Raw genomic sequence first — 18318 nt, 5'->3', positions numbered from 1 at the left:
TCGCCTAAGAAAGTACTCAACGGTTCTCCCTCGGGTGGTGGAACCGGCCGGCGGCACCGCAGCCGCCCACAGATGAAAGGTACTAAAGATGTCCTCAACACTCTCGGGTTCCCGGCGACTGGGCCTGGCTGCCGCGACGCTGCTCAGCGTCGCAACCCTCGCCCTCAGCGGCTGCGCCGGCGGCGAAGGAGCGTCGAACGACGGCGCCGGCTCGGACTCCACCTCCGTCACCGTCTTCAACGGAGCCACCGGAACCATCTCCGAGAACTTCAACCCGTTCTCGTCCACGGCCCTGCAGCCCACCCTCGGCGTGATCTTCGAACCGCTGTTCTGGTACAACGCGGCATCCGACGACGAGCCCACCCCGCTGCTCGCCGAGTCCTTCGAATGGAACGAGGACGGCACGCAGCTCACCATCAAGACCCGCGAGGGCGTCAAGTGGTCCGACGGCGAGCCGTTCACCGCGAAGGACGTCGCCTTCACCTTCAACCTCGTCAACAAGACCCCGGAACTGAACACCACGGGACTCTCGGCGACCGCCGAGGCCACGGACGACACCACCGCGGTGCTGACGTTCAAGGAGAACTCCTTCATGCAGGAGCCGAGCGTGCTCGGCAACCGCGGGATCGTCCCCGAGCACATCTGGAAGGACGTCGCGGATCCCATCACGGAGATCAACTCCGACCCCGTGGGCACCGGCCCGTTCAAGGTCAAGGACTTCACCGCCCAGAGCTACCTGCTCGAGAAGAACGACCTCTACTGGGAAGAGGGCAAGCCCGCGATCAACGAGGTCCGCTACATCTCCCTGGACACCGCCGACGCCGCCACCGGAGCGCTCCTGGCCGGCGAGGTCGACTGGATGAGTTCGTTCCTGCCCGGCCTCGAGCAGATCCTCTCGGACAACGAGAACCTCTCCTACGTCAACACCCCCGCCCTGACCGCCTCGATCTTCACCTGCTCCAACGAGGAACTGGGCTGCGAGGGACCGCAGACCGACCCCGCGGTGCGCCAGGCCATCTACCAGGGCATCGACCGCGAGCAGCTCAACGCCCTCGCGGGCGGCGGCTTCGCGAAGACGGCATCACCCACCCTGGTGATCCCCGACCGCGACGCCGACTGGATCGCCGATCCCGAGAACACCGAGACGCCCGCCAACGCGAACGTCGAGGAAGCCAAGACGACCCTCGAAGACGCCGGCTGGGTCGAAGGCAGCGACGGCATCCGCGAGAAGGACGGCGAGCGCCTGTCCCTCGGCATCCAGACCGTCACGGGCTACAGCGACTTCATCTCGCTCAACGACGCCATGTCGCAGCAGCTGCGCGAGGTCGGCATCGAGCTGAACCCCACGCAGATCACCTACAACGAGTGGATCAACAACCTGAACATCGGCAAGTACCAACTCACCCTCGAGTCGATCGGCCTGCAGCCCTCGAACAACCCGTTCTACGCCTACGAGAAGTGGTACAACTCGGCGAACACGACGCCGGTGGGAGAGTCCGCGCTGAACAACAACACCGCGCGCTACTCCAACCCCGTGGTCGACAAGGCCCTCGCCGCCGCGCGCGCCACGAACGACGAGACCGTGCAGAAGGAGCAGTACGGCATCATCCAGGACGAGATCGTCCGGGACATGCCCTACATCCCGATCTACGTGAACTCGCTCCTCACGGAGTTCAACACGGAGCGCGCCACCGGCTGGCCCACCAACGAGGACCCCTACGCCCTCGCAGCCACCTGGAAGGCCTGGGACAACGGCATCGTCCTGAAGAACATCACGCCTGCCGAGTAGCAGCCCCCCTCCCGGCGGACGCGGCAGCATGGGGCGTCCCGAACGACGCCCCATGCTGCCCGCCGCCGGACCTCGACCAGCTGTGGAAAGCCGACACCCATGAAATACATCCTGCAGAAGCTGGGGTTCTACCTCATCGCCTTCTGGGCCGCCCTGACGGTCAACTTCTTCCTCCCGCGCCTCCTGCCGGGAAACCCCGTGGACATCATGCTCGCCAAGCTGGCGCAGCGCGGGCCGGTCACCCCTGAAGCACGCGAGGCGGTCGAGCTGCTCCTGGGCACCAACACCGAGGCGCCGCTGATCGTGCAGTACTGGCAGTACCTCGGCAAGCTCTTCACCCTCGACCTCGGCACGTCCGTGGCCTTCTTCCCGGCCTCGGTGACCGACATCATCGCCCAGACGCTGCCGTGGACCATCGGGCTCATCGGCGTCGCCACCGTCATCTCGTTCGTCCTCGGCGTCACCCTCGGCATGCTGGCCGGCTGGAAGCGCGGCTCCTGGCTGGACAACCTGATCCCGGTGACCACCATGCTGCAGTCCGTCCCCTACTTCTGGCTGGCGCTGATCCTGCTCTTCGTGCTCGGCGGCATGTGGGACCTCTTCCCGCTCAACGGCGGCTACAACGTCTACGAGACCAGCCCGGGCTGGAACCTCGAGTTCATCGGCAGCGTCATCTACTACGGCACCCTGCCCGCCCTGACGATCGTCATCTCCTCGGTGGGCGGCTGGATGCTCGGCATGCGCAACATGATGGTCTCCACCCTCTCGGACGACTACATCCTCACGGCCGAGGCCAAGGGACTCCGCCCGAAGCGGATCATGACCACCTACGCCGCGCGCAACGCCGTCCTGCCCTCCGTGGCCGGATTCGCCATCTCCCTCGGCTTCGTGGTCGCCGGCTCGATCGTCACGGAGGCCGTGTTCTCCTATCCGGGTATCGGGTCCGCCCTCCTCAACGCGGTGGGCAGCAACGACTACTCCCTCATGCAGGGACTGTTCCTCGTCATCACACTGTCCGTCCTGGGAGCCAACCTGCTCGTGGACCTCCTCTACTCGTTCATCGACCCCCGCACCCGGGCCCGAAGCTAGGACTCGCCATGACCACCACCACCCAGGACCCGGGCATCGCCGCCGCGAGTGCGCGGTCCTCCCGGCCGAAGCGCTCGCTGCCGCCGATGACGCCGAAGCTGGCCGCCGGGCTCATCATCGCCGGCAGCATCACCCTCTTCGGGATCATCGCGCCGTTCTTCGTCGGCGATCCGTCGCAGGTCGACAACGTCGGTCTCGCCGGCCCCGCCCCCGGCTTCATCCTCGGCACCACCCAGACCGGCCAGGACGTCTTCGCGCAGCTCGCCTACGCCACCCGCGGATCCCTCACGGTCGGTCTGATCGTCGGGGTGCTGACGCTGCTGCTCTCGGCGTTCTTCGGCATCATCGGCGCCTACTTCGGGGGCCTGCTCGACGAATCGTTCTCACTCTTCAGCAACGTCATGCTCGTGATCCCGGGCCTCCCGCTGGTCATCATCATCTCCAGCTACGTACCCGAGAAGAGCATCCTGCTGGTCTCGGTGGTCCTGGCGCTCACCGGCTGGGCGGGGTCCGCGCGGGTCCTGCGCGGGTTCACCCTCAGTGTGCGGAACCGCGACTACGTCGCCGCGGCCCGCGTATCGGGCGAGAAGTCCTGGCGGATCCTCGGCGTGGAGATCCTGCCGAACCTGATCCCCCTGCTCGCCTCCCAGGTGGTCTTCGCGGTCATCTTCGCCATCCTCGGCGAGGCCGGGCTGAGCTTCCTCGGCCTCGGTGCGGCGGACTCCTTCACCTGGGGCACCATGCTCTACTTCGCCCAGAACGGCCTCGCGCTGCGCCTCGGCGCCTGGTGGTGGTTCGTGCCACCGGGACTGCTGATCGCCCTGTTCGGCGCGGCCCTCGCCCTCATCAACTTCTCGATCGACGAGATCATCAACCCCAAGCTGCGCTCGCAGACGCGTGCCGCCCGGCGCTCGTGGAAGCTGTCGAAGGCCGAACTGCGCGCCGCCATCAAGGAGGACGTCCTGTGAGCAGCACCGACCAGGGAGCCCCTGCAGTCAGCATCGATCGCCCTGAGGACCTCGGCGACCGCACCGCTCCCGACACCGCCCGGGGCTACCGCGGCGAGGGCCACGACCGCCCCGTCCTGACCATCGACGACTTCAGCGTCGAGTACAAGGGCGAGCGCGTGGTGAAGGCGGTCAGGAACGTGACCCTCTCCCTCGGCCGCGGCGAGATCCTCGGCCTCGCCGGGGAGAGCGGCTGCGGGAAGTCGACCCTCGCCTACGGCATCAACCGGTTGCTCAAGCCACCCGCCGTGATCACCGGAGGCAGCGCGCACTTCCACTCCCGCGAGGGCTACGTGATCGACCTCAACGAGCTCAGCGGCGAGGAGCTGCGGGCCTTCCGCTGGGACAAGATCGCCATGGTGTTCCAGGGCGCCATGAACTCGCTGAACCCGGTCATCACCATCCAGCGGCAGATGGAGGACATCTTCTCCACCCACCGGCCCGACATGTCCAAGAAGGACCGCCGGGTGAAGTGCGGCGACCTCCTCGAGCGGGTCGGCGTGGACCGTGCCCGCCTGCGGTCCTTCCCGCACGAGCTCTCCGGCGGCATGCGGCAGCGCGTCATGATCGCCATGGCCATGGCGCTCGACCCGCAGGTCATGATCATGGACGAGCCGACCACCGCCCTCGACGTCGTGGTGCAGCGCGAGATCCTCCGGGAGATCACCAGGCTGCGCGCCGACCTGGGGTTCGCGGTCATCTTCATCACCCACGACCTCCCGCTCCTGCTCGAGATCAGCGACCGCATCGCGGTCATGCGGGAGGGCGAGATCGTGGAGCTCGGCGACGCCGTCGAGCTGTACACCAACCCCCAGCACGAGTACACCAGGAAGCTGCTCGCGTCCTTCCCCAGCCTGACCGGGGAACGCGGCGACTTCATCCGCGGCGGCTCCCGTGCGCAGAACGGAGAACCGGCATGAGCGCCCTCGAAGTCAAGGACCTCGTCAAGGAGTACAGGCTCCGCAACGGACGTCACTCGAGCACCCTGAAAGCGGTGAACAACGTCAGCTTCTCCATCGACAGCGGACGCACCGTGGCCCTCGTGGGGCAGAGCGGCAGCGGCAAGTCCACGCTGGCGAAGCTGCTCATGCAGCTCGAGAAGCCCACCTCCGGCAGCATCACGCTCGACGGCGCCCCCGTCAGCCGGCGCGGCGCGGGCCTGCGCCAGTACCGCAGCGACGTGCAGATGGTGTTCCAGGACCCGTTCGCCTCACTGAACCCGTACCACACGATCGCCCACCACATCGGGCGCCCGCTCATCCTGCACGGCAAGGCGAAGGGCCGTGACGAGGTCCTCGCCGGCGTCGCCAAGCTGCTCGAACGCGTACGCCTCGACCCGGACATGGCGCAGCGCAAACCGCACGAACTCTCCGGCGGGCAGCGGCAGCGCATCGCGATCGCCCGGGCGCTCGCACCCGAACCGAAGATCCTCGTCGCCGACGAACCCGTCTCGATGCTGGACGTCTCGATCCGCCTCGGCGTCCTGAACCTCCTCGCCGACCTGCAGCGCGAGGAGAACCTCGGCGTCTTCTACATCACCCACGACCTCGCGACGGCACGCCACTTCTCCGACGAGATCCTCGTCATGTTCAAGGGCGAGATCGTGGAGCGCGGGCCCGCCGACGACGTGATCCTGAACCCGCAGCACGAGTACACGCAGCTGCTCGCCGAAGCGGCACCCAATCCGGAGAAGCGCCTCAGCGCCTGAGCCCTCCGGCACCCGAACCACCGGCAGCCCCCGCGGCGCCGCAGACCCACTGGAGTATGTGCATGAACCTCACGACCACCGCCCCGCAGATCCTCGACCTGGGCGGCACCTGGAACCTCGCCTGGACCGCCGGGCCGGACGGCTCGCCGTCGTACGCCACGGGGGGCGCTGCCATCCCCGCCACCGTGCCCGGCCAGGTCCACACCGACCTGCTGGCCGCCGGCCTGCTGGAGGACCCGGACGTCGGCCTGCGCGAGGCGGACCAGATGTGGATCGGGCACTCGCAGTGGACCTACTCGCGCACCTTCACCTGGAGCGGGACGTCCGAGGAACGGACCGAGCTCGTCTCCGACGGTCTCGACACCTTCGCCACCGTCCGCCTGAACGGGCACGAGGTCGCCGTCGTCCACGACCAGCACATCGGGTACCGCTGGGACGTCGCCCACCTCCTCCTTCGCGGCGAGAATCTCCTCGAGATCACGTTCGGCTCCGCCTGGGACGCCGCCCACGAGTGCGAGGTCCAGCTCGGCGGCGAACTGCCCCGCCCCTACGAGGAGCCCTACCCCTACGTCCGCAAGAGCGCCTGCAACTTCGGCTGGGACTGGGGACCGCACTACGTCACGGCCGGCATCTGGCAGCCGATCCGCCTCGAATCCTGGTCACGCGGGCGCATCGCCTCCATCCGGCCCGACACGCTGCTGCACGACGGCGCCGACGGAGTGTCGGCGCAGGTCAGCGTCAGCGTGGGGATCGACCGTCCGGCCTCCACGCCGGGCCTGACCCTGACCGCGGTCCTGACCGCACCCGACGGCGCGGAAGCCGCGCGGGCGACCATCCCGGCCGACACCGACGACGTCGTCCTCGTCCTCGATGTGGCCGACCCCCAGCTGTGGTGGCCCGTGGGACTGGGCGCCCAGCCGCTCTACGACCTGTCCGTGGTCCTCGACGGCGACGGCGGCGCGCTGTCCGCCGGGACCCGCCGCGTCGGCCTGCGCACCGTGGCGGTGCAGGAGGAACCCGACGCGATCGGCACCACCTGGGCCCTGGCGGTCAACGGCCGCCGCGTCCGCGTGCGCGGCTACAACTGGATCCCGGACGACCCCTTCATCGCCGAGGTCACCGAGGAGCGGCTCGGGCAGCGCCTCGACCAGGCGGTCGACGGCGGCGCGAACCTGCTGCGCGTCTGGGGCGGGGGCTACTTCTCCACGGAGGAGTTCATGGCCGGGTGCGACGAGCGCGGCCTCATGGTCTGGCACGACTTCCTGTTCGCCTGCGCCGCCTACGACGAGTCGGACGCCATGATCGAGGCCGTGACCACCGAGGCCGAGCAGGCCGTGGCCCGCCTGTCCTCGCACCCGAGCCTCGTGATCTGGTGCGGCGGCAACGAGTGCGTGTGGGGCATGTACGACTGGGGCTGGCCGGAGATCCTCGACGGACGCCCGTACGGCGCCGCCTTCTACACCGACGTGCTCCCGGGCGTCATCAACCGCCTCGACCCTTCCCGCCCCTACGTGCCCAACAGCCCCTGGGCCGGTTCCCTCGACAAGCACCCGAACGACCGCGACGCCGGGCCCGTGCACATCTGGGAGGTCTGGAACAACGTCGACTACGTCCACTACCGGGACGTCGACCCGCCGTTCGTGTCCGAGATGGGCTGGTGCGCACCCCCGGCCTGGTCCACGCTGCAGCGCGTCGTGACCGAGGGCGAGCTGGTCCCCGGGAACCCGCAGGTGGCACACCACATGCGGGCCGCGGACGGCATGGACAAGCTCGCCCGGGGCCTCGCGCCCTACTTCGGAGAACCCCGGACCGCCGAGGACTGGCACTACCTCACGCAGATGGTGCAGGCACGCTCGCAGGCAGCGGGCGCCGAGTGGCTGCGGACACGCGAGCGCTGCGCGGGCGTGGTCATCTGGCAGCTCAACGACTGCTGGCCGGTGCTCAGCTGGTCCGCCGTGGACGGCGACGGCATCGAGAAGCCCGTCTGGTACGCGCTGCGCCGCTCCTTCGCGGACCACCTGCTGGCGATCGTCCCCGTCACCGCCGGCGGGACCGACGACCCCACGGGCCCCGACGGGCTCGAAGTGGTGCTCGTCAACGACGGCCTGGCCGCCTGGACGGCCGACGTCGTCGTGCGCCGGCTGACCCTGGACGGGACGGAACTGGCCCGCGAGACCCTCCCGCTCACCGCCGCGGCGGACGGGACGGCACGCGCCGTGCTCCCCGAGGGTCTCGCCGCCGTCAGCGACGCCGAGTTCCTGGTGGCCGGGGCCGACGGGCTGCGCTCCACCTGGTTCTTCGCACCCGATGCCGCGCTCGCGCCGACCGCGCCGCGCTTCACGGCGCAGGCGACCGCCGACGGCGGCGCCCTGCGCGTCAGCGTCCACGCCGAGACGCTGCTGCGCGACCTGTGCGTGTTCGCGGACCGCCTTGCGGACCTGCTCGGCGTGCGGGCACCGGAGCTCGCCGTGGACGAGATGATGCTCACCGTGCTGCCGGGCGAGACGGCCGTCTTCACGATCAGCCGGCGTGACGGCGGTCCCCTGGACGTACCCGCCGACCTCTCGGCCGCCGAGCTGTTCCCCGTCGTCCGGTGCATCGGGGACAGCGCGTCCCTCGTTCCGGCCGGATCGGGCGGGGCCGCAGGGGACGCGGCGCGATGATCGCCGGCATCGAGACCGGCGGGACCAAGGTGATCTGCGCGGTCGCGGACCCGCAGGATCCCGGCATCCTCGTGGACCAGGCGCGGATCGACACGACCTCCCCGGCCCGGACCCTGGCGGCGGTGCGGGACTTCCTCGCGCCGTACGCCGCCGGAGGCCGGTTCGACGCCGTGGGCATCGCCTCCTTCGGGCCGGTCGAGGTCGACGCCGCGTCCCCCCGGTTCGGCTGGATCACCTCCACGCCGAAGCCCGGGTGGCGGGACACGGACCTCGTCGCGGGTCTCGGCCTCGCACCCGGCACGCCGGTCCGCCTGGTGACGGACGTGACGGGCGCGGCTCTCGGCGAACACCGGTTCGGTGCGGGCCGCGGCGTCAGCGACCTCGCGTACGTCACAGTGGGCACCGGGGTCGGCGCCGGGATCGTGGTCGACGGGGCACCCTTCACGCTCCGCAGCCACCCGGAGCTCGGCCACCTCATCATCCGGCGGCACGCCGACGACTCCTTCGCGGGTGTCTGCCCGTTCCACGGGGACTGCCTCGAGGGCCTCACCTCCGGTCCCTCGATCACGGCGCGGTGGGGGAGGCCGGGGACCGACCTCGGACCGCTGCACCAGGACGCCCTTACCCTCTCCGCCTACTACATCGCGCAGCTGCTCGCCACGATCACCTACGCGGTGGCACCGCAGCGGATCGTCGTCGGCGGCGGGGTGCTGAAGACCGCGGGACTGCTCGACGCCGTGCGGGAGCAGCTGGCCCTGCTCGTCGGAGGGGCCCTGGCCGAGCACCCCCTGACGGACCCGGGCAGCGGCTACATCGTCCGGCCCGCGCTGGGCGACGAGTCCGGTGTCCGTGGCGCCCTGTCCCTGGCCGGCGACGCCCTGTCCCTGGGCGCGGTGCTGGCGACGGCGGGATAGCGGCCGCAGCAGGTCCGGACGGGCGGCGCGGGGCACATCCCCGCGCCGGCCGCCACCGCCGGCCGCCCCCGCGGCGCGGCCGCGGGCGGCCTACACTCGGAATCGGGCGGGCGTGCACCGCGCTCCTCCTGCGGCCCGGCTCCGGGCCGCGATATCGCGCACCCGTTCCTCGCCGTGTTGGAAGTAGTTCACCGTGAGAGTTCCCTCCGACCCCCGCCGCCTCCGCTCCCACCGTGCCCTTCCGAGGACCGGATGAGGGAGTCGATGGAGGGCCGCGGGACGCAGGAGCAGCAGCGCCGGCTCACGGTCCTCGCCATCGAGTCCGCCGGGCTGGGCCTGCACCAGGTGTGGTTGCGGTACTTCGAGTACACGGGCATCGCCGGCCAGACCGAGCTCGAAGCCCACCTGCAGGGCCTCATGATCCTCCCCGTGGAGCAGGCCGACATCCTCGCCCACGCCGTCAACGAGCTCATCGACGAACTGCCGCCCGTACCCCGCGCCCCCTACAGCAACGGTGAGATCCCCCCGGCAGGCACCTGACCGGCGTCCACGGCCCCGAGGGCGTCCCACGCCGGAGCGGTGCTGGCCCTCACCACGAGTTCGCTGACGGGGATGGGCCGCGTCTGGATGGTCCCCGCGTCGAGCAGTGCGAGCAGCAGTTCGGCCGCCACCCGTCCCTGCATGCCGGGGTTGCGGGACAGTGCCGTCACTGCCGGTGACGCGAGCTGGCAGTGCAGCGAATCGTCCCAGCTGACGATCGCGACGTCCCCGGGACACCGGAGCCCGAGCTCGCGCAGGGCGAGCAGGCCGCCCATCGACATGAGGTCGTTGCCGAAGATCATCGCGGTGGGCCTGTCCCCGGGGGCCTGCAGGAGGGCCACCACGGCATCGTGCCCGGCCTTGAGTGCGTAGTCCGCCTCGAACGGGACCACCTCGATGCCGTGCCCGGCCGCACACGCCGCCACACCCCGGATCCGCTCCTCCTCGTGCAGGAACGTGTGCGGGCCGGAGACGTGCGCGATCCGCCGGTGTCCGCGGTCGTGGAGGTGATCGACGATCGTGGCAGCCTCGCCCGCGTGGTCCGTCGTCGTCCCGGAGAAGACCGCCGGTGCAGCCGACTCCGGCGCGCCGTGCAGCACGAACGGCATGCCGAGGCGTTCCAGGAGGGCAGGCCGGGGATCGTCGTGCAGGTGGTCGAACACCAGCACGCCGTCCACCTTCCGCTCGCCGGCCCAGCGCTCGTAGGTGGCGCGCTCCTGGGCCGGGTCCTTGCCCACCATCCGCAGCATCAGGGCCATGTCCCCCTCGGCGAGGGCGGTCTCGATGCCGGCGAGCATCGCCATGTAGTACGGCTCCGTGCCGATTAGGAGGGGGTCGGCGGACAGGACCATCCCGACGGCGCCCGCCCGGGACCGGGAGAGGGCGCGCGCGGAGGAGCTGGGGTACCACTCGAGTTCCTCGGCGAGGTCGAGGACACGGCGCCGGGTCAGCTCGCTGACACCCGGCTGGCCGTTGAGGGCATAGGACACAGATGCCTTCGAAATGCCCAGCCTCTTTGCCAGACCCGCAATGGTTTCCTTGGCCATGGTTTCCACAATAGCCCCAGGATTTGCTTGACCCGCTCCGGCATATCCCATAAGTTCAGTGAGTATCTGAACCGGTTCAGTAACCCCATTTTCTCAGCGAGGAGAATTCTCCGTGACGTATTCACTCCAGCTCTACACACTGCGGACAGCACTGGGGGAGGACCTGCCGGGCACCATCAAGCGCGTCGCCGCACTCGGCTACACCGCCGTCGAGCCCTACAACTTCGTGGCCACCGCCGACGAGCTCGCGGCCGCCCTCTCGGAGAGCGGGCTGACCGCCCCGTCCGGCCACGCACCGCTGCTCCGCGCCGATCAGGACGAGATCTTCGAGGCCGCCCGGAAACTCGGCATCGGCACCGTGATCGACCCCCACGTGGAGCGCTCGCACTGGACCACCGACGAGGACATCAGGGCCACCGCCGAGGCCCTCAACGCGGCAGCGAAGAAGGGTGCCGGATACGGCATCACCGTCGGCTACCACAACCACGAGTTCGAGCTCGAGGAGCGGATCGACGGCACCTCGGCGCTCGAGGTCCTCGCCGGCTACCTCGACCCCGAGGTGGTCCTCGAGGTGGACACCTACTGGGCCGCCGTGGGCGGCGAGGACCCGGCAGAACTGCTCCGCCGTCTCGGCGACCGTGTGCGCTTCGTCCACATCAAGGACGGCCCGCTCACCAAGAACGACAAGGAGCAGGTGGCCGTCGGATCCGGCAGCATGCGCGTCTGGGACGTGCTCGACGCAGCCCCCGCGCTGGAAGCGGCCGTCGTCGAACTCGACGACTTCGAGGGCGACATCTTCGGCGCCGTCGCCGACAGCCTCGCGTACCTGAACGAAGGAAAGAAATGAGCATCGGAACACAGCGCACGGGCCCCGTCGGCGTCGCCGTCATCGGCGCCGGGGTCATCAGCAAGGAATACCTCACGAACCTGACGAGCTTCCCCGACGTGAAGGTGCACATCGTCGCCGACATGTTCGAGGAGGTCGCAGCCGCCCGCGCCGCCGAATTCGGCGTACCGACCTCCGGCGGGGTGCAGGATGCACTGGACCACCCCGATGTCGAGATCGTCGTCAACCTGACCATCCCCGCCGCGCATGTCGAGGTGGCCGCCGCGGCCGTCGACGCGGGCAAGCACGTCTGGAGCGAGAAGCCCTTCTCACTGGACCGCGAGAGCGGCATCGGCCTGCTCAAGACCGCCGACGCCGCCGGCGTGCGCCTCGGCTGCGCCCCGGACACCTTCCTCGGCGCGGGCCTGCAGACAGCGCTCCGCCTCGTGGCGCGCGGCGACATCGGGGTGCCCCTCACGGCGCTGACCCTGATGCAGTCCCCGGGCCCCGAGTCCTGGCACCCGAACCCCGCCTTCCTCTTCCAGGAGGGTGCCGGGCCGCTGTTCGACATCGGGCCCTACTACCTGACCACTCTCGTGCAGACCTTCGGTGCCATCACCAAGGTGGCCGGCTTCGGTTCGACGTCCCGCGCGACCAGGACCATCGGCTCCGGCCCCAAGGCCGGCGAGGTCTTCGACGTCACAGTGCCTTCGCACGTCAGCGCCATCGCCCAGTTCGCGAACGGCGAGTCCTCGCAGAGCATCTTCAGCTTCGACTCGCCGCTCAAGCGCGCCGGCTTCGTCGAGGTCACCGGTACGGAGGGGACGCTCGCGTTCCCCGACCCGAACAACTTCACCGGGGACCTGACGCTCACGCGCCGCGGAAGCGACGAGCCGGAGATCATCCCCGCGGTCGGCGCGACCTCGACCCGCGGCAGCGGCGTGCTCGAGATGGCCCGCGCCCTGCGCGAGGGCCGTCCGCACCGCGCCCAGGGCGAGATGGCCTACCACGTCCTCGACGCCATGGTCTCGATCTCCGAGAGCGTCGCCACGGGCGAGTTCGTCTCGCTCTCCAGCACGGCGACCGCCGCCGAACCGCTGCCCGAGGACTGGGACCCGTACGCGTCCACCCTCTCCTGATCCCGACGGGCGCCACGGCGTTTCTCCGTGGCGCCCGTCGTCCAGGCCCGACGGCGGCCCTGCCGTCCCCGCCCCACCACGAACGGAAAGAACGACCGATGACCTTTCACCCTGCCGATGACCGTTACACGACGATGCCGTACCGGCGGGTGGGCGCCAGCGGCCTGCATCTGCCCGCGGTGTCGCTGGGACTGTGGCACAACTTCGGGGACGACAAGGCGTTCGACGTGCAGCGCGCCATCCTGCGCAGGGCGTTCGACCTGGGGGTCACGCACTTCGACCTCGCGAACAACTACGGTCCGCCCGCGGGCAGCGCGGAGACGAACTTCGGCCGGCACCTGAAGGACGACTTCCGGCCGTTCCGGGACGAGCTGGTCATCTCCACGAAGGCCGGGTACGGCATGTGGCCCGGCCCGTACGGGGACTTCGGCTCCCGGAAGTACCTGCTGGCGAGCCTCGACCAGTCGCTGGAGCGGATGGGCCTCGAGTACGTGGACATCTTCTACAGCCACCGCCCGGACCCGGACACCCCCCTGGAGGAGACGATGGGGGCCCTGGACACCGCGGTCCGCTCGGGCCGGGCCCTGTACGCGGGGATCTCCTCGTACTCGCCCGAACGCACCCTGGAGGCGGCGGCGATCCTGGCAGACCTGGGTACGCCGCTGCTGATCCACCAGCCGTCGTACTCGATGCTGAACCGGTGGACGGAGAACGGGTCCCCGAACCTCTTCCAGGCCCTCGAGCAGGTCGGGGCGGGGTCGATCGCGTTCTCCCCGCTGGCGCAGGGCCTGCTGACCGGCCGGTACCTGGACGGGGTGCCCTCGGACTCCCGGGCCGCTGCCGGCAAGTCCCTGGACCGGGAGCAGCTGAGCGCGGAGAACCTGGAGCGCATCCGCGGGTTGAACGCGATCGCGGAGGGGCGGGGCCAGTCGCTGGCGCAGCTGGCGATCGCATGGGTGCTGCGGAACCAGTCCAAGGGCACCCCGGTGACCTCCGCCCTGATCGGCGCCTCCAGCGTGGCCCAGCTGGAGGACAGCCTCACCGCCGTCGCCCGCCTGGACTTCACCGACCAGGAACTCCATGCGATCGACGAATTCGCCGTCGACTCCGACATCAACCTCTGGGCCGGCGCCCTCGAGGCGTAGCCGAGGAGCGATGAGCACTCCGCTCGAGAACGTGGCCCGCCCGGTGCGGGCAGCCGCGGCACAGACCAGGGCGATGCACGGAAGGACGACCGTGGACCGGAACAGCAGTACGACGCACAGCCGGCCGGACCGGACGGGAGACCCCCGGTGGCGCCGGCTCCTGCCGGGGCAGCGGTCACGGCTCATGGTGTTCGACATCGCCACGCGGTCCTCGGCGTGCGTCTTCGAGACCGAGGACTTCATCATCGAGGCGCCCAACTGGACGCCCGACGGCGGGGGCCTGCTCTTCAACTGCGACGGCCTGCTGTACCGGACCGCGCCGCGGGAGGACAGCCAGCCGCGGGTGGTGTTCACGGGTGCCGTGACGGACTCCAACAACGACCACGTGGTCTCCGCCGACGGACGTTTCCTCTATCTCTCCTCGCAGGACGGGCACCTGTACCGGGTCCCGCTCGACGGCGGGGAGGCACTGCGCGTCACCCGGCCCGACGACGGCCTCGAGGCGCGCTACCTGCACGGCATCTCGCCCGACGGGGGCACGCTCGTGCACATCGGGTGCCGTCGCCGGCAGGGCCGGATGAGCTTCGACATCTACGCCGTGGACGTCGAGGACGGCGCCACGCGCCGGCTCACCGACTCGGACCGTCCGCACGACGGCGTGGAGTACAGCCCGGACGGACAGTGGCTCTACTTCAATTCGGAGCGCGCCTCCGAGGTGCCCGGGCACTCGCAGCTGTTCCGGATGCGGACCGACGGCACCGACCCGGAACAGCTGACCGCCGACGAGCGCGTCAACTGGTTCCCGCACCCCGCCCCGGACGGCGCCAGCCTCGTCTACCTCAGCTACGCGCCGGGCGTGCAGGGCCACCCGGCCAACGAGCCCGTCCTGCTGCGCGTGGCCGATCCCGACGGCCGGAACGCCTGGGACGCCGTCGAGCTGTTCGGTGGACAGGGCACACTGAACGTGAACAGCTGGGCGCCGGACAGCAGACGCTTCGCCTACGTCGACTACCCGTTGGAGGACGAATGAAGATCACCGCCGCAGACGTCATCGTCACGAGTCCGAGCCGGAACTTCGTGACCCTGAAGATCACCACCGATGAAGGGCTGACCGGGCTGGGGGATGCGACGCTCAACGGCCGGGAACTGGCGGTGGCGTCCTATCTCACGGAGCACGTGACGCAGCTGCTGATCGGCCGGGACCCGCACCGTATCGAGGACACCTGGCAGTTCCTCTACCGCAGTGCGTACTGGCGGCGGGGCCCTGTGACGATGGCGGCGATCGCGGCGGTGGACATGGCGCTGTGGGACATCAAGGGCAAGGCCGCCGGGATGCCGGTGTACCAGCTGCTCGGTGGTGCCTCACGGACGGCGCTGCGCACCTACGGGCACGCGTCGGGGCGTGACCTGCCCGAACTGTTCGACTCGATCCGGCAGCACCTTGAGGAGGGGTACAAGTCCATCCGCGTGCAGTCCTCGGTGCCGGGCATCAAGGCCCTGTACGGGGTGGCAGCCCAGGCCCAGGCCACGGGGGAGCGGTACGACTTCGAACCCGCCGGACGCGGCGCACAGCCGACGGAGGAGGACTGGGACACGCGCGCCTACCTGCGGCACGTGCCCACCGTCTTCGAGGCGGTGCGGAACGAGTTCGGCCCCGAACTGCCCCTGCTGCACGACGGCCACCACCGTATGACGCCCATCCAGGCCGCGAAGCTCGGGAAGTCCCTGGAACCGTATGACCTGTTCTGGCTCGAGGACGTGACGCCCGCGGAGAACCAGGAGGCGTTCCGGCTGATCCGCCAGCACACCACCACCCCCCTGGCCGTGGGCGAGGTGTTCAACACCGTCTTCGACTTCCAGACGCTCATCCGTGAACAGCTCATCGACTACGTCCGTGCGGCGTCCACCCACTTCGGCGGGATCTCGCCGCTGAAGAAGGTCATGGACTACGCCGCCCAGTACCAGATCCGGTCGGGGTTCCACGGGCCCACCGACGTCTCGCCCGTCGGGCTGGCCGCGCAGTCCCACGTGGGGCTCGCGATCCACAACTTCGGGATCCAGGAGTACATGGAGCACAGCGCGAAGACCAACACGGTGTTCGAGCAGTCCATGACCTTCGTCGACGGGTACCTGCACCCCGGCGACACCCCGGGCCTCGGCGTCGAGCTCAACGAGGAGGCCGCGGCGTCGTTCCCCTACCAGCAGGCCTACCTGCCCTACAACCGCCTCACCGACGGCACCGTCCACGACTGGTGAGCGCCCGGCCAGCCTACGCCGGTGCCACACTGGCGTAGGCTGGAATCCTGCGGACACGTTCGCGTCACCTCTGGCGCCGTCCGCGAGGAGGCGGAATTGGTACAGCGCATGGCAGACCCCACCTATCGGGACCAGCAGTGGGAACAACGCTACGATCCTCGGATCGAGGACGTGAACCGGCTGTGCGACACGCTGGCCGAGTCGAAGCCCGGATCGGCGGTCCCCTACATCGACCCCATCCACGACGTCGACGGTTGCAAGATCGTCAGTCTCTTCTCGAGCCCGGGAGCATCGTTGCCCTCGGGCTTCGTCTCGTTCGAGAACGACGACCCGAGTTCCATCCGCATGGCGGGGATCTACGAGGCCGTGGGCCTGCAGCCTGACGCGGTAATGCCCTGGAACGCCTACCCGTGGTACCTGCCGGAGGGCAAGGAGCGGGCGCTGACCATGGAGCAGATCGCCGACGGCGTGAAGCCGCTGCTCACGTTCCTGCAGCAGGTGCCCCGCGCCTCGGCCCTGGTGGCCCATGGCGCCGATGCCCACAAGGCCGCGCGTCGGCTCATGAAGCTGGAGAACCGGGCCATCGCCAAGCGCGGGTTCAAGATCTACGAGGTCCGCTCCCCGGGGGAGCGTGCGTTCAAGGGGACGCCCGCCAACCAGGAGCAGTGGCTGAAGGACATCCAGTCGGCGTACACGGACGCGATGGGCCGGGCGGGCATCCGGGCCCGCCAATCCATCTGACGGGACTGTCCCACCGGGTCCTGAGCGCGCCGTCCGCGGTCCGCCCGCGACGGTAGGTCGAGCGGTCGACGGCTCACGCCGTCGGCCGCTCGCTCGTGGTGCAGGGAATCGGCCTGCGCGGGCCGGCCGTCGGCCGGGTGCTTACAGTGTGCGGGTCGCCCAGGACTCCTCGGCCCGTCCGAGCGCGAGGCCCCGGAGGGTCGCCGCGATGTCCTCGAGGGACTGCTGCACCCATTCGAAGGCCTCGTCGTCGGCACGCCGGTCGTCGGAGTCGGGGAGGCTCGCGCGGTGGGCCAGGGCCAGCCGCCCGATGGTCTGCTCGAGGGTGTCGAGGAGTTCAGCCGACTCAAGGGCCAGCTGATCGGCCGCACCGCCGGCGTCCTGCGCGGCGCGGGTATCGGCTGCGAGGAGCATGGTCAGCGGGCGGTCCGTCGCGTCGGGGGACGTCGGAGCGGACGGGCACTGTGTACTCATGGGGGACCTTTGCTGGGTCAGGAAAGCGCCCAGTAGTTGCCACGGGCACACGACATTGTCAAGAACAGTCTGCCACCCGCCGAGGGTCACTTCCGCCACTTCCGACGCAGGAATTCCGAAATCCGCCGGTCGGGCGGGCCGCGGGGTGCCCGCCGAGGGCCGGACCCTGCGTCCTACGGCTCCCGCTTGGTAGTGAGGTAGGTGGACCCGTCCGGGTTCCGCACCACCGTCCACTGCTGCAGCTCCTCCTGCCGGCGCCGCTGTGCCTCGTCGTCGAGGTACACGATCGGGCCCGTGGTGGTGCCGCGGGCGGCCGGCCCGAAGAACATGCGCAGCTTCCCTGTGGCGGTCATGAAGCGCGAGGACAGCGGTTCCTTCTTGCTCATTGCGGGGTCTCTCCTGGTGTCGTGCGGGCGGGGTCGGCGTGCCGGGAGCCGGGGAGTTCGGTCCCCGTGGCACGGATGATGGCGTGCATGGCGCCGTTCAGGGTCTCCACCTGCTCACGGGTGAGCCCGAGCCGTTCCATCATCGTGACGGGCACCTGGTGGGCCTCGGCGCGGAGGGCGCGCCCTGCCGGCGTCAGTCCGACGGCGAGGGCACGCTCGTTCCCGGGGACACGCGTGCGGGTGAGCAGCCCCTGGGCCTCGAGCCGCTTCAGCATGGGGGAGAGGGTCGCGGATTCCATCGCGAGTGCCTGACCGACGTTGCGGACGGTGCGCGGGCTCTCCTCCCAGAGGGCGAGCATCACGAGGTACTGCGGGTGCGTCAGGCCGAGCTGCTCCAGGACCGGGCGGTACGCGCCCACCACACTCCGCGATGCCACGGACAGGGCGAAGCACAGCTGCCGTTCGAGGAGCAGGTCGTCGTCGAGGGTCGTGTCCATCGGTTCTCCTGCTCGCTCGCCACATACCGTTAGGGTGCCAATAGTTAGTGTACTACTGATCGAGTCCTGTGCTGTTCTCCTCCGCCCCGGGTGATGAT

General features: G+C 69.8%; 18 protein-coding genes. 14 read left to right on the top strand and 4 right to left on the bottom strand.

Translation table 11 applies throughout. The annotated features are described in order from the left end of the window. Positions 1–88 precede the first annotated feature (88 nt). The 8 genes from QFZ50_RS13775 (at position 89) to QFZ50_RS13740 (ending at position 9710) form a co-directional block, all read left to right on the top strand. A complete protein-coding gene (locus tag QFZ50_RS13775) occupies positions 89–1789 on the top strand; it encodes an ABC transporter substrate-binding protein (RefSeq protein WP_307085069.1) in 1701 nt (566 codons plus the stop codon). A gap of 99 nt (positions 1790–1888) precedes the next feature. Next, positions 1889–2878 (top strand): ABC transporter permease, encoded by a 990-nt coding sequence (locus QFZ50_RS13770; protein ID WP_307085067.1) that lies wholly within the window; start codon positions 1889–1891, stop codon positions 2876–2878. A gap of 8 nt (positions 2879–2886) precedes the next feature. Next, positions 2887–3846 carry an ABC transporter permease gene (locus QFZ50_RS13765; RefSeq protein WP_307085065.1) on the top strand — a complete coding sequence of 320 codons (960 nt, stop codon included), beginning with the start codon at positions 2887–2889 and terminating at the stop codon, positions 3844–3846. Positions 3847–3962: 116 nt separating this feature from the next. After that, a complete protein-coding gene (locus QFZ50_RS13760; RefSeq protein ID WP_307086824.1) occupies positions 3963–4805 on the top strand; it encodes an ABC transporter ATP-binding protein in 843 nt (280 codons plus the stop codon). After that, a complete protein-coding gene (locus tag QFZ50_RS13755) occupies positions 4802–5593 on the top strand; it encodes an ABC transporter ATP-binding protein (RefSeq protein WP_307085063.1) in 792 nt (263 codons plus the stop codon). Before QFZ50_RS13760 ends, QFZ50_RS13755 begins: the two co-directional genes overlap by 4 nt. 62 nt (positions 5594–5655) lie before the next feature. Next, positions 5656–8256, top strand: a complete 2601-nt coding sequence (locus tag QFZ50_RS13750; RefSeq protein ID WP_307085061.1) for a glycoside hydrolase family 2 protein — start codon at positions 5656–5658, stop codon at positions 8254–8256. Next, positions 8253–9170 (top strand): ROK family protein, encoded by a 918-nt coding sequence (locus QFZ50_RS13745; RefSeq protein WP_307085060.1) that lies wholly within the window; start codon positions 8253–8255, stop codon positions 9168–9170. The genes QFZ50_RS13750 and QFZ50_RS13745 overlap by 4 nt, the downstream gene beginning before the upstream one ends. Before the next feature lie 252 nt (positions 9171–9422). Then, a complete protein-coding gene (locus QFZ50_RS13740) occupies positions 9423–9710 on the top strand; it encodes a hypothetical protein (RefSeq protein WP_307085058.1) in 288 nt (95 codons plus the stop codon). Here the strand turns inward: QFZ50_RS13740 and QFZ50_RS13735 are convergent. Further along, on the bottom strand, positions 9674–10756 hold the full coding sequence (locus QFZ50_RS13735; RefSeq protein WP_307085056.1) for a LacI family DNA-binding transcriptional regulator: 1083 nt from the start codon (positions 10754–10756) through the stop codon (positions 9674–9676). The two genes, QFZ50_RS13740 and QFZ50_RS13735, sit on opposite strands and share 37 nt — an antisense overlap. Positions 10757–10868: 112 nt before the next feature. On the opposite strand from QFZ50_RS13735, the gene QFZ50_RS13730 reads away from it, so the two are divergent. From QFZ50_RS13730 to QFZ50_RS13705, 6 genes are all read left to right on the top strand, one after another. Further along, positions 10869–11603: a sugar phosphate isomerase/epimerase family protein gene (locus QFZ50_RS13730; protein ID WP_307085054.1), complete on the top strand. Its 735-nt coding sequence runs from the start codon at positions 10869–10871 to the stop codon at positions 11601–11603. Then, positions 11600–12721: a Gfo/Idh/MocA family protein gene (locus tag QFZ50_RS13725; RefSeq protein ID WP_307085052.1), complete on the top strand. Its 1122-nt coding sequence runs from the start codon at positions 11600–11602 to the stop codon at positions 12719–12721. The genes QFZ50_RS13730 and QFZ50_RS13725 overlap by 4 nt, the downstream gene beginning before the upstream one ends. 98 nt (positions 12722–12819) lie before the next feature. After that, a complete protein-coding gene (mgrA, locus tag QFZ50_RS13720; protein WP_307085050.1) occupies positions 12820–13866 on the top strand; it encodes an L-glyceraldehyde 3-phosphate reductase in 1047 nt (348 codons plus the stop codon). Between the two features lie 10 nt (positions 13867–13876). Beyond that, positions 13877–14896, top strand: a complete 1020-nt coding sequence (locus QFZ50_RS13715) for a TolB family protein (RefSeq protein WP_307085048.1) — start codon at positions 13877–13879, stop codon at positions 14894–14896. Next, positions 14893–16122 carry a D-mannonate dehydratase ManD gene (manD, locus tag QFZ50_RS13710; protein WP_307085047.1) on the top strand — a complete coding sequence of 410 codons (1230 nt, stop codon included), beginning with the start codon at positions 14893–14895 and terminating at the stop codon, positions 16120–16122. The genes QFZ50_RS13715 and manD overlap by 4 nt, the downstream gene beginning before the upstream one ends. A gap of 108 nt (positions 16123–16230) precedes the next feature. Then, positions 16231–16863 carry a uracil-DNA glycosylase gene (locus QFZ50_RS13705; RefSeq protein WP_307085046.1) on the top strand — a complete coding sequence of 211 codons (633 nt, stop codon included), beginning with the start codon at positions 16231–16233 and terminating at the stop codon, positions 16861–16863. 141 nt (positions 16864–17004) lie between these two features. On the opposite strand, the gene QFZ50_RS13700 is transcribed toward QFZ50_RS13705, so the two are convergent. The 3 genes from QFZ50_RS13700 to QFZ50_RS13690 form a co-directional block, all read right to left on the bottom strand. Next, a complete protein-coding gene (locus tag QFZ50_RS13700) occupies positions 17005–17337 on the bottom strand; it encodes a hypothetical protein (protein ID WP_307085044.1) in 333 nt (110 codons plus the stop codon). 173 nt (positions 17338–17510) lie between these two features. After that, complete coding sequence (locus tag QFZ50_RS13695) at positions 17511–17723, bottom strand: hypothetical protein (protein WP_307085042.1); 213 nt, start codon at positions 17721–17723, stop codon at positions 17511–17513. Next, on the bottom strand, positions 17720–18220 hold the full coding sequence (locus tag QFZ50_RS13690) for a MarR family winged helix-turn-helix transcriptional regulator (RefSeq protein ID WP_307085040.1): 501 nt from the start codon (positions 18218–18220) through the stop codon (positions 17720–17722). The genes QFZ50_RS13695 and QFZ50_RS13690 overlap by 4 nt, the downstream gene beginning before the upstream one ends. Between the last annotated feature and the right edge of the window lie 98 nt (positions 18221–18318).

This window comes from Arthrobacter agilis (assembly GCF_030816075.1).
GTDB lineage: Bacteria > Actinomycetota > Actinomycetes > Actinomycetales > Micrococcaceae > Arthrobacter_D > Arthrobacter_D agilis_E.
Note: the sequence above shows the minus strand (reverse complement) of the source record. Positions and strands in the feature narration are given on the sequence as shown.

Bases quoted from the DNA above. Each gene is read 5' to 3' on its own strand.
- QFZ50_RS13775 (WP_307085069.1), top strand. From the start codon at position 89: ATGTCCTCAACACTCTCGGGTTCCCGGCGACTGGGCCTGGCTGCCGCG.
- QFZ50_RS13770 (WP_307085067.1), top strand. From the start codon at position 1,889: ATGAAATACATCCTGCAGAAGCTGGGGTTCTACCTCATCGCCTTCTGG.
- QFZ50_RS13765 (WP_307085065.1), top strand. From the start codon at position 2,887: ATGACCACCACCACCCAGGACCCGGGCATCGCCGCCGCGAGTGCGCGG.
- QFZ50_RS13755 (WP_307085063.1), top strand. From the start codon at position 4,802: ATGAGCGCCCTCGAAGTCAAGGACCTCGTCAAGGAGTACAGGCTCCGC.
- QFZ50_RS13750 (WP_307085061.1), top strand. From the start codon at position 5,656: ATGAACCTCACGACCACCGCCCCGCAGATCCTCGACCTGGGCGGCACC.
- QFZ50_RS13745 (WP_307085060.1), top strand. From the start codon at position 8,253: ATGATCGCCGGCATCGAGACCGGCGGGACCAAGGTGATCTGCGCGGTC.
- QFZ50_RS13740 (WP_307085058.1), top strand. From the start codon at position 9,423: ATGAGGGAGTCGATGGAGGGCCGCGGGACGCAGGAGCAGCAGCGCCGG.
- QFZ50_RS13735 (WP_307085056.1), bottom strand. From the start codon at position 10,756: ATGGCCAAGGAAACCATTGCGGGTCTGGCAAAGAGGCTGGGCATTTCG.
- QFZ50_RS13725 (WP_307085052.1), top strand. From the start codon at position 11,600: ATGAGCATCGGAACACAGCGCACGGGCCCCGTCGGCGTCGCCGTCATC.
- mgrA (WP_307085050.1), top strand. From the start codon at position 12,820: ATGACCTTTCACCCTGCCGATGACCGTTACACGACGATGCCGTACCGG.
- QFZ50_RS13715 (WP_307085048.1), top strand. From the start codon at position 13,877: ATGAGCACTCCGCTCGAGAACGTGGCCCGCCCGGTGCGGGCAGCCGCG.
- manD (WP_307085047.1), top strand. From the start codon at position 14,893: ATGAAGATCACCGCCGCAGACGTCATCGTCACGAGTCCGAGCCGGAAC.
- QFZ50_RS13705 (WP_307085046.1), top strand. From the start codon at position 16,231: ATGGCAGACCCCACCTATCGGGACCAGCAGTGGGAACAACGCTACGAT.
- QFZ50_RS13700 (WP_307085044.1), bottom strand. From the start codon at position 17,337: ATGAGTACACAGTGCCCGTCCGCTCCGACGTCCCCCGACGCGACGGAC.
- QFZ50_RS13695 (WP_307085042.1), bottom strand. From the start codon at position 17,723: ATGAGCAAGAAGGAACCGCTGTCCTCGCGCTTCATGACCGCCACAGGG.
- QFZ50_RS13690 (WP_307085040.1), bottom strand. From the start codon at position 18,220: ATGGACACGACCCTCGACGACGACCTGCTCCTCGAACGGCAGCTGTGC.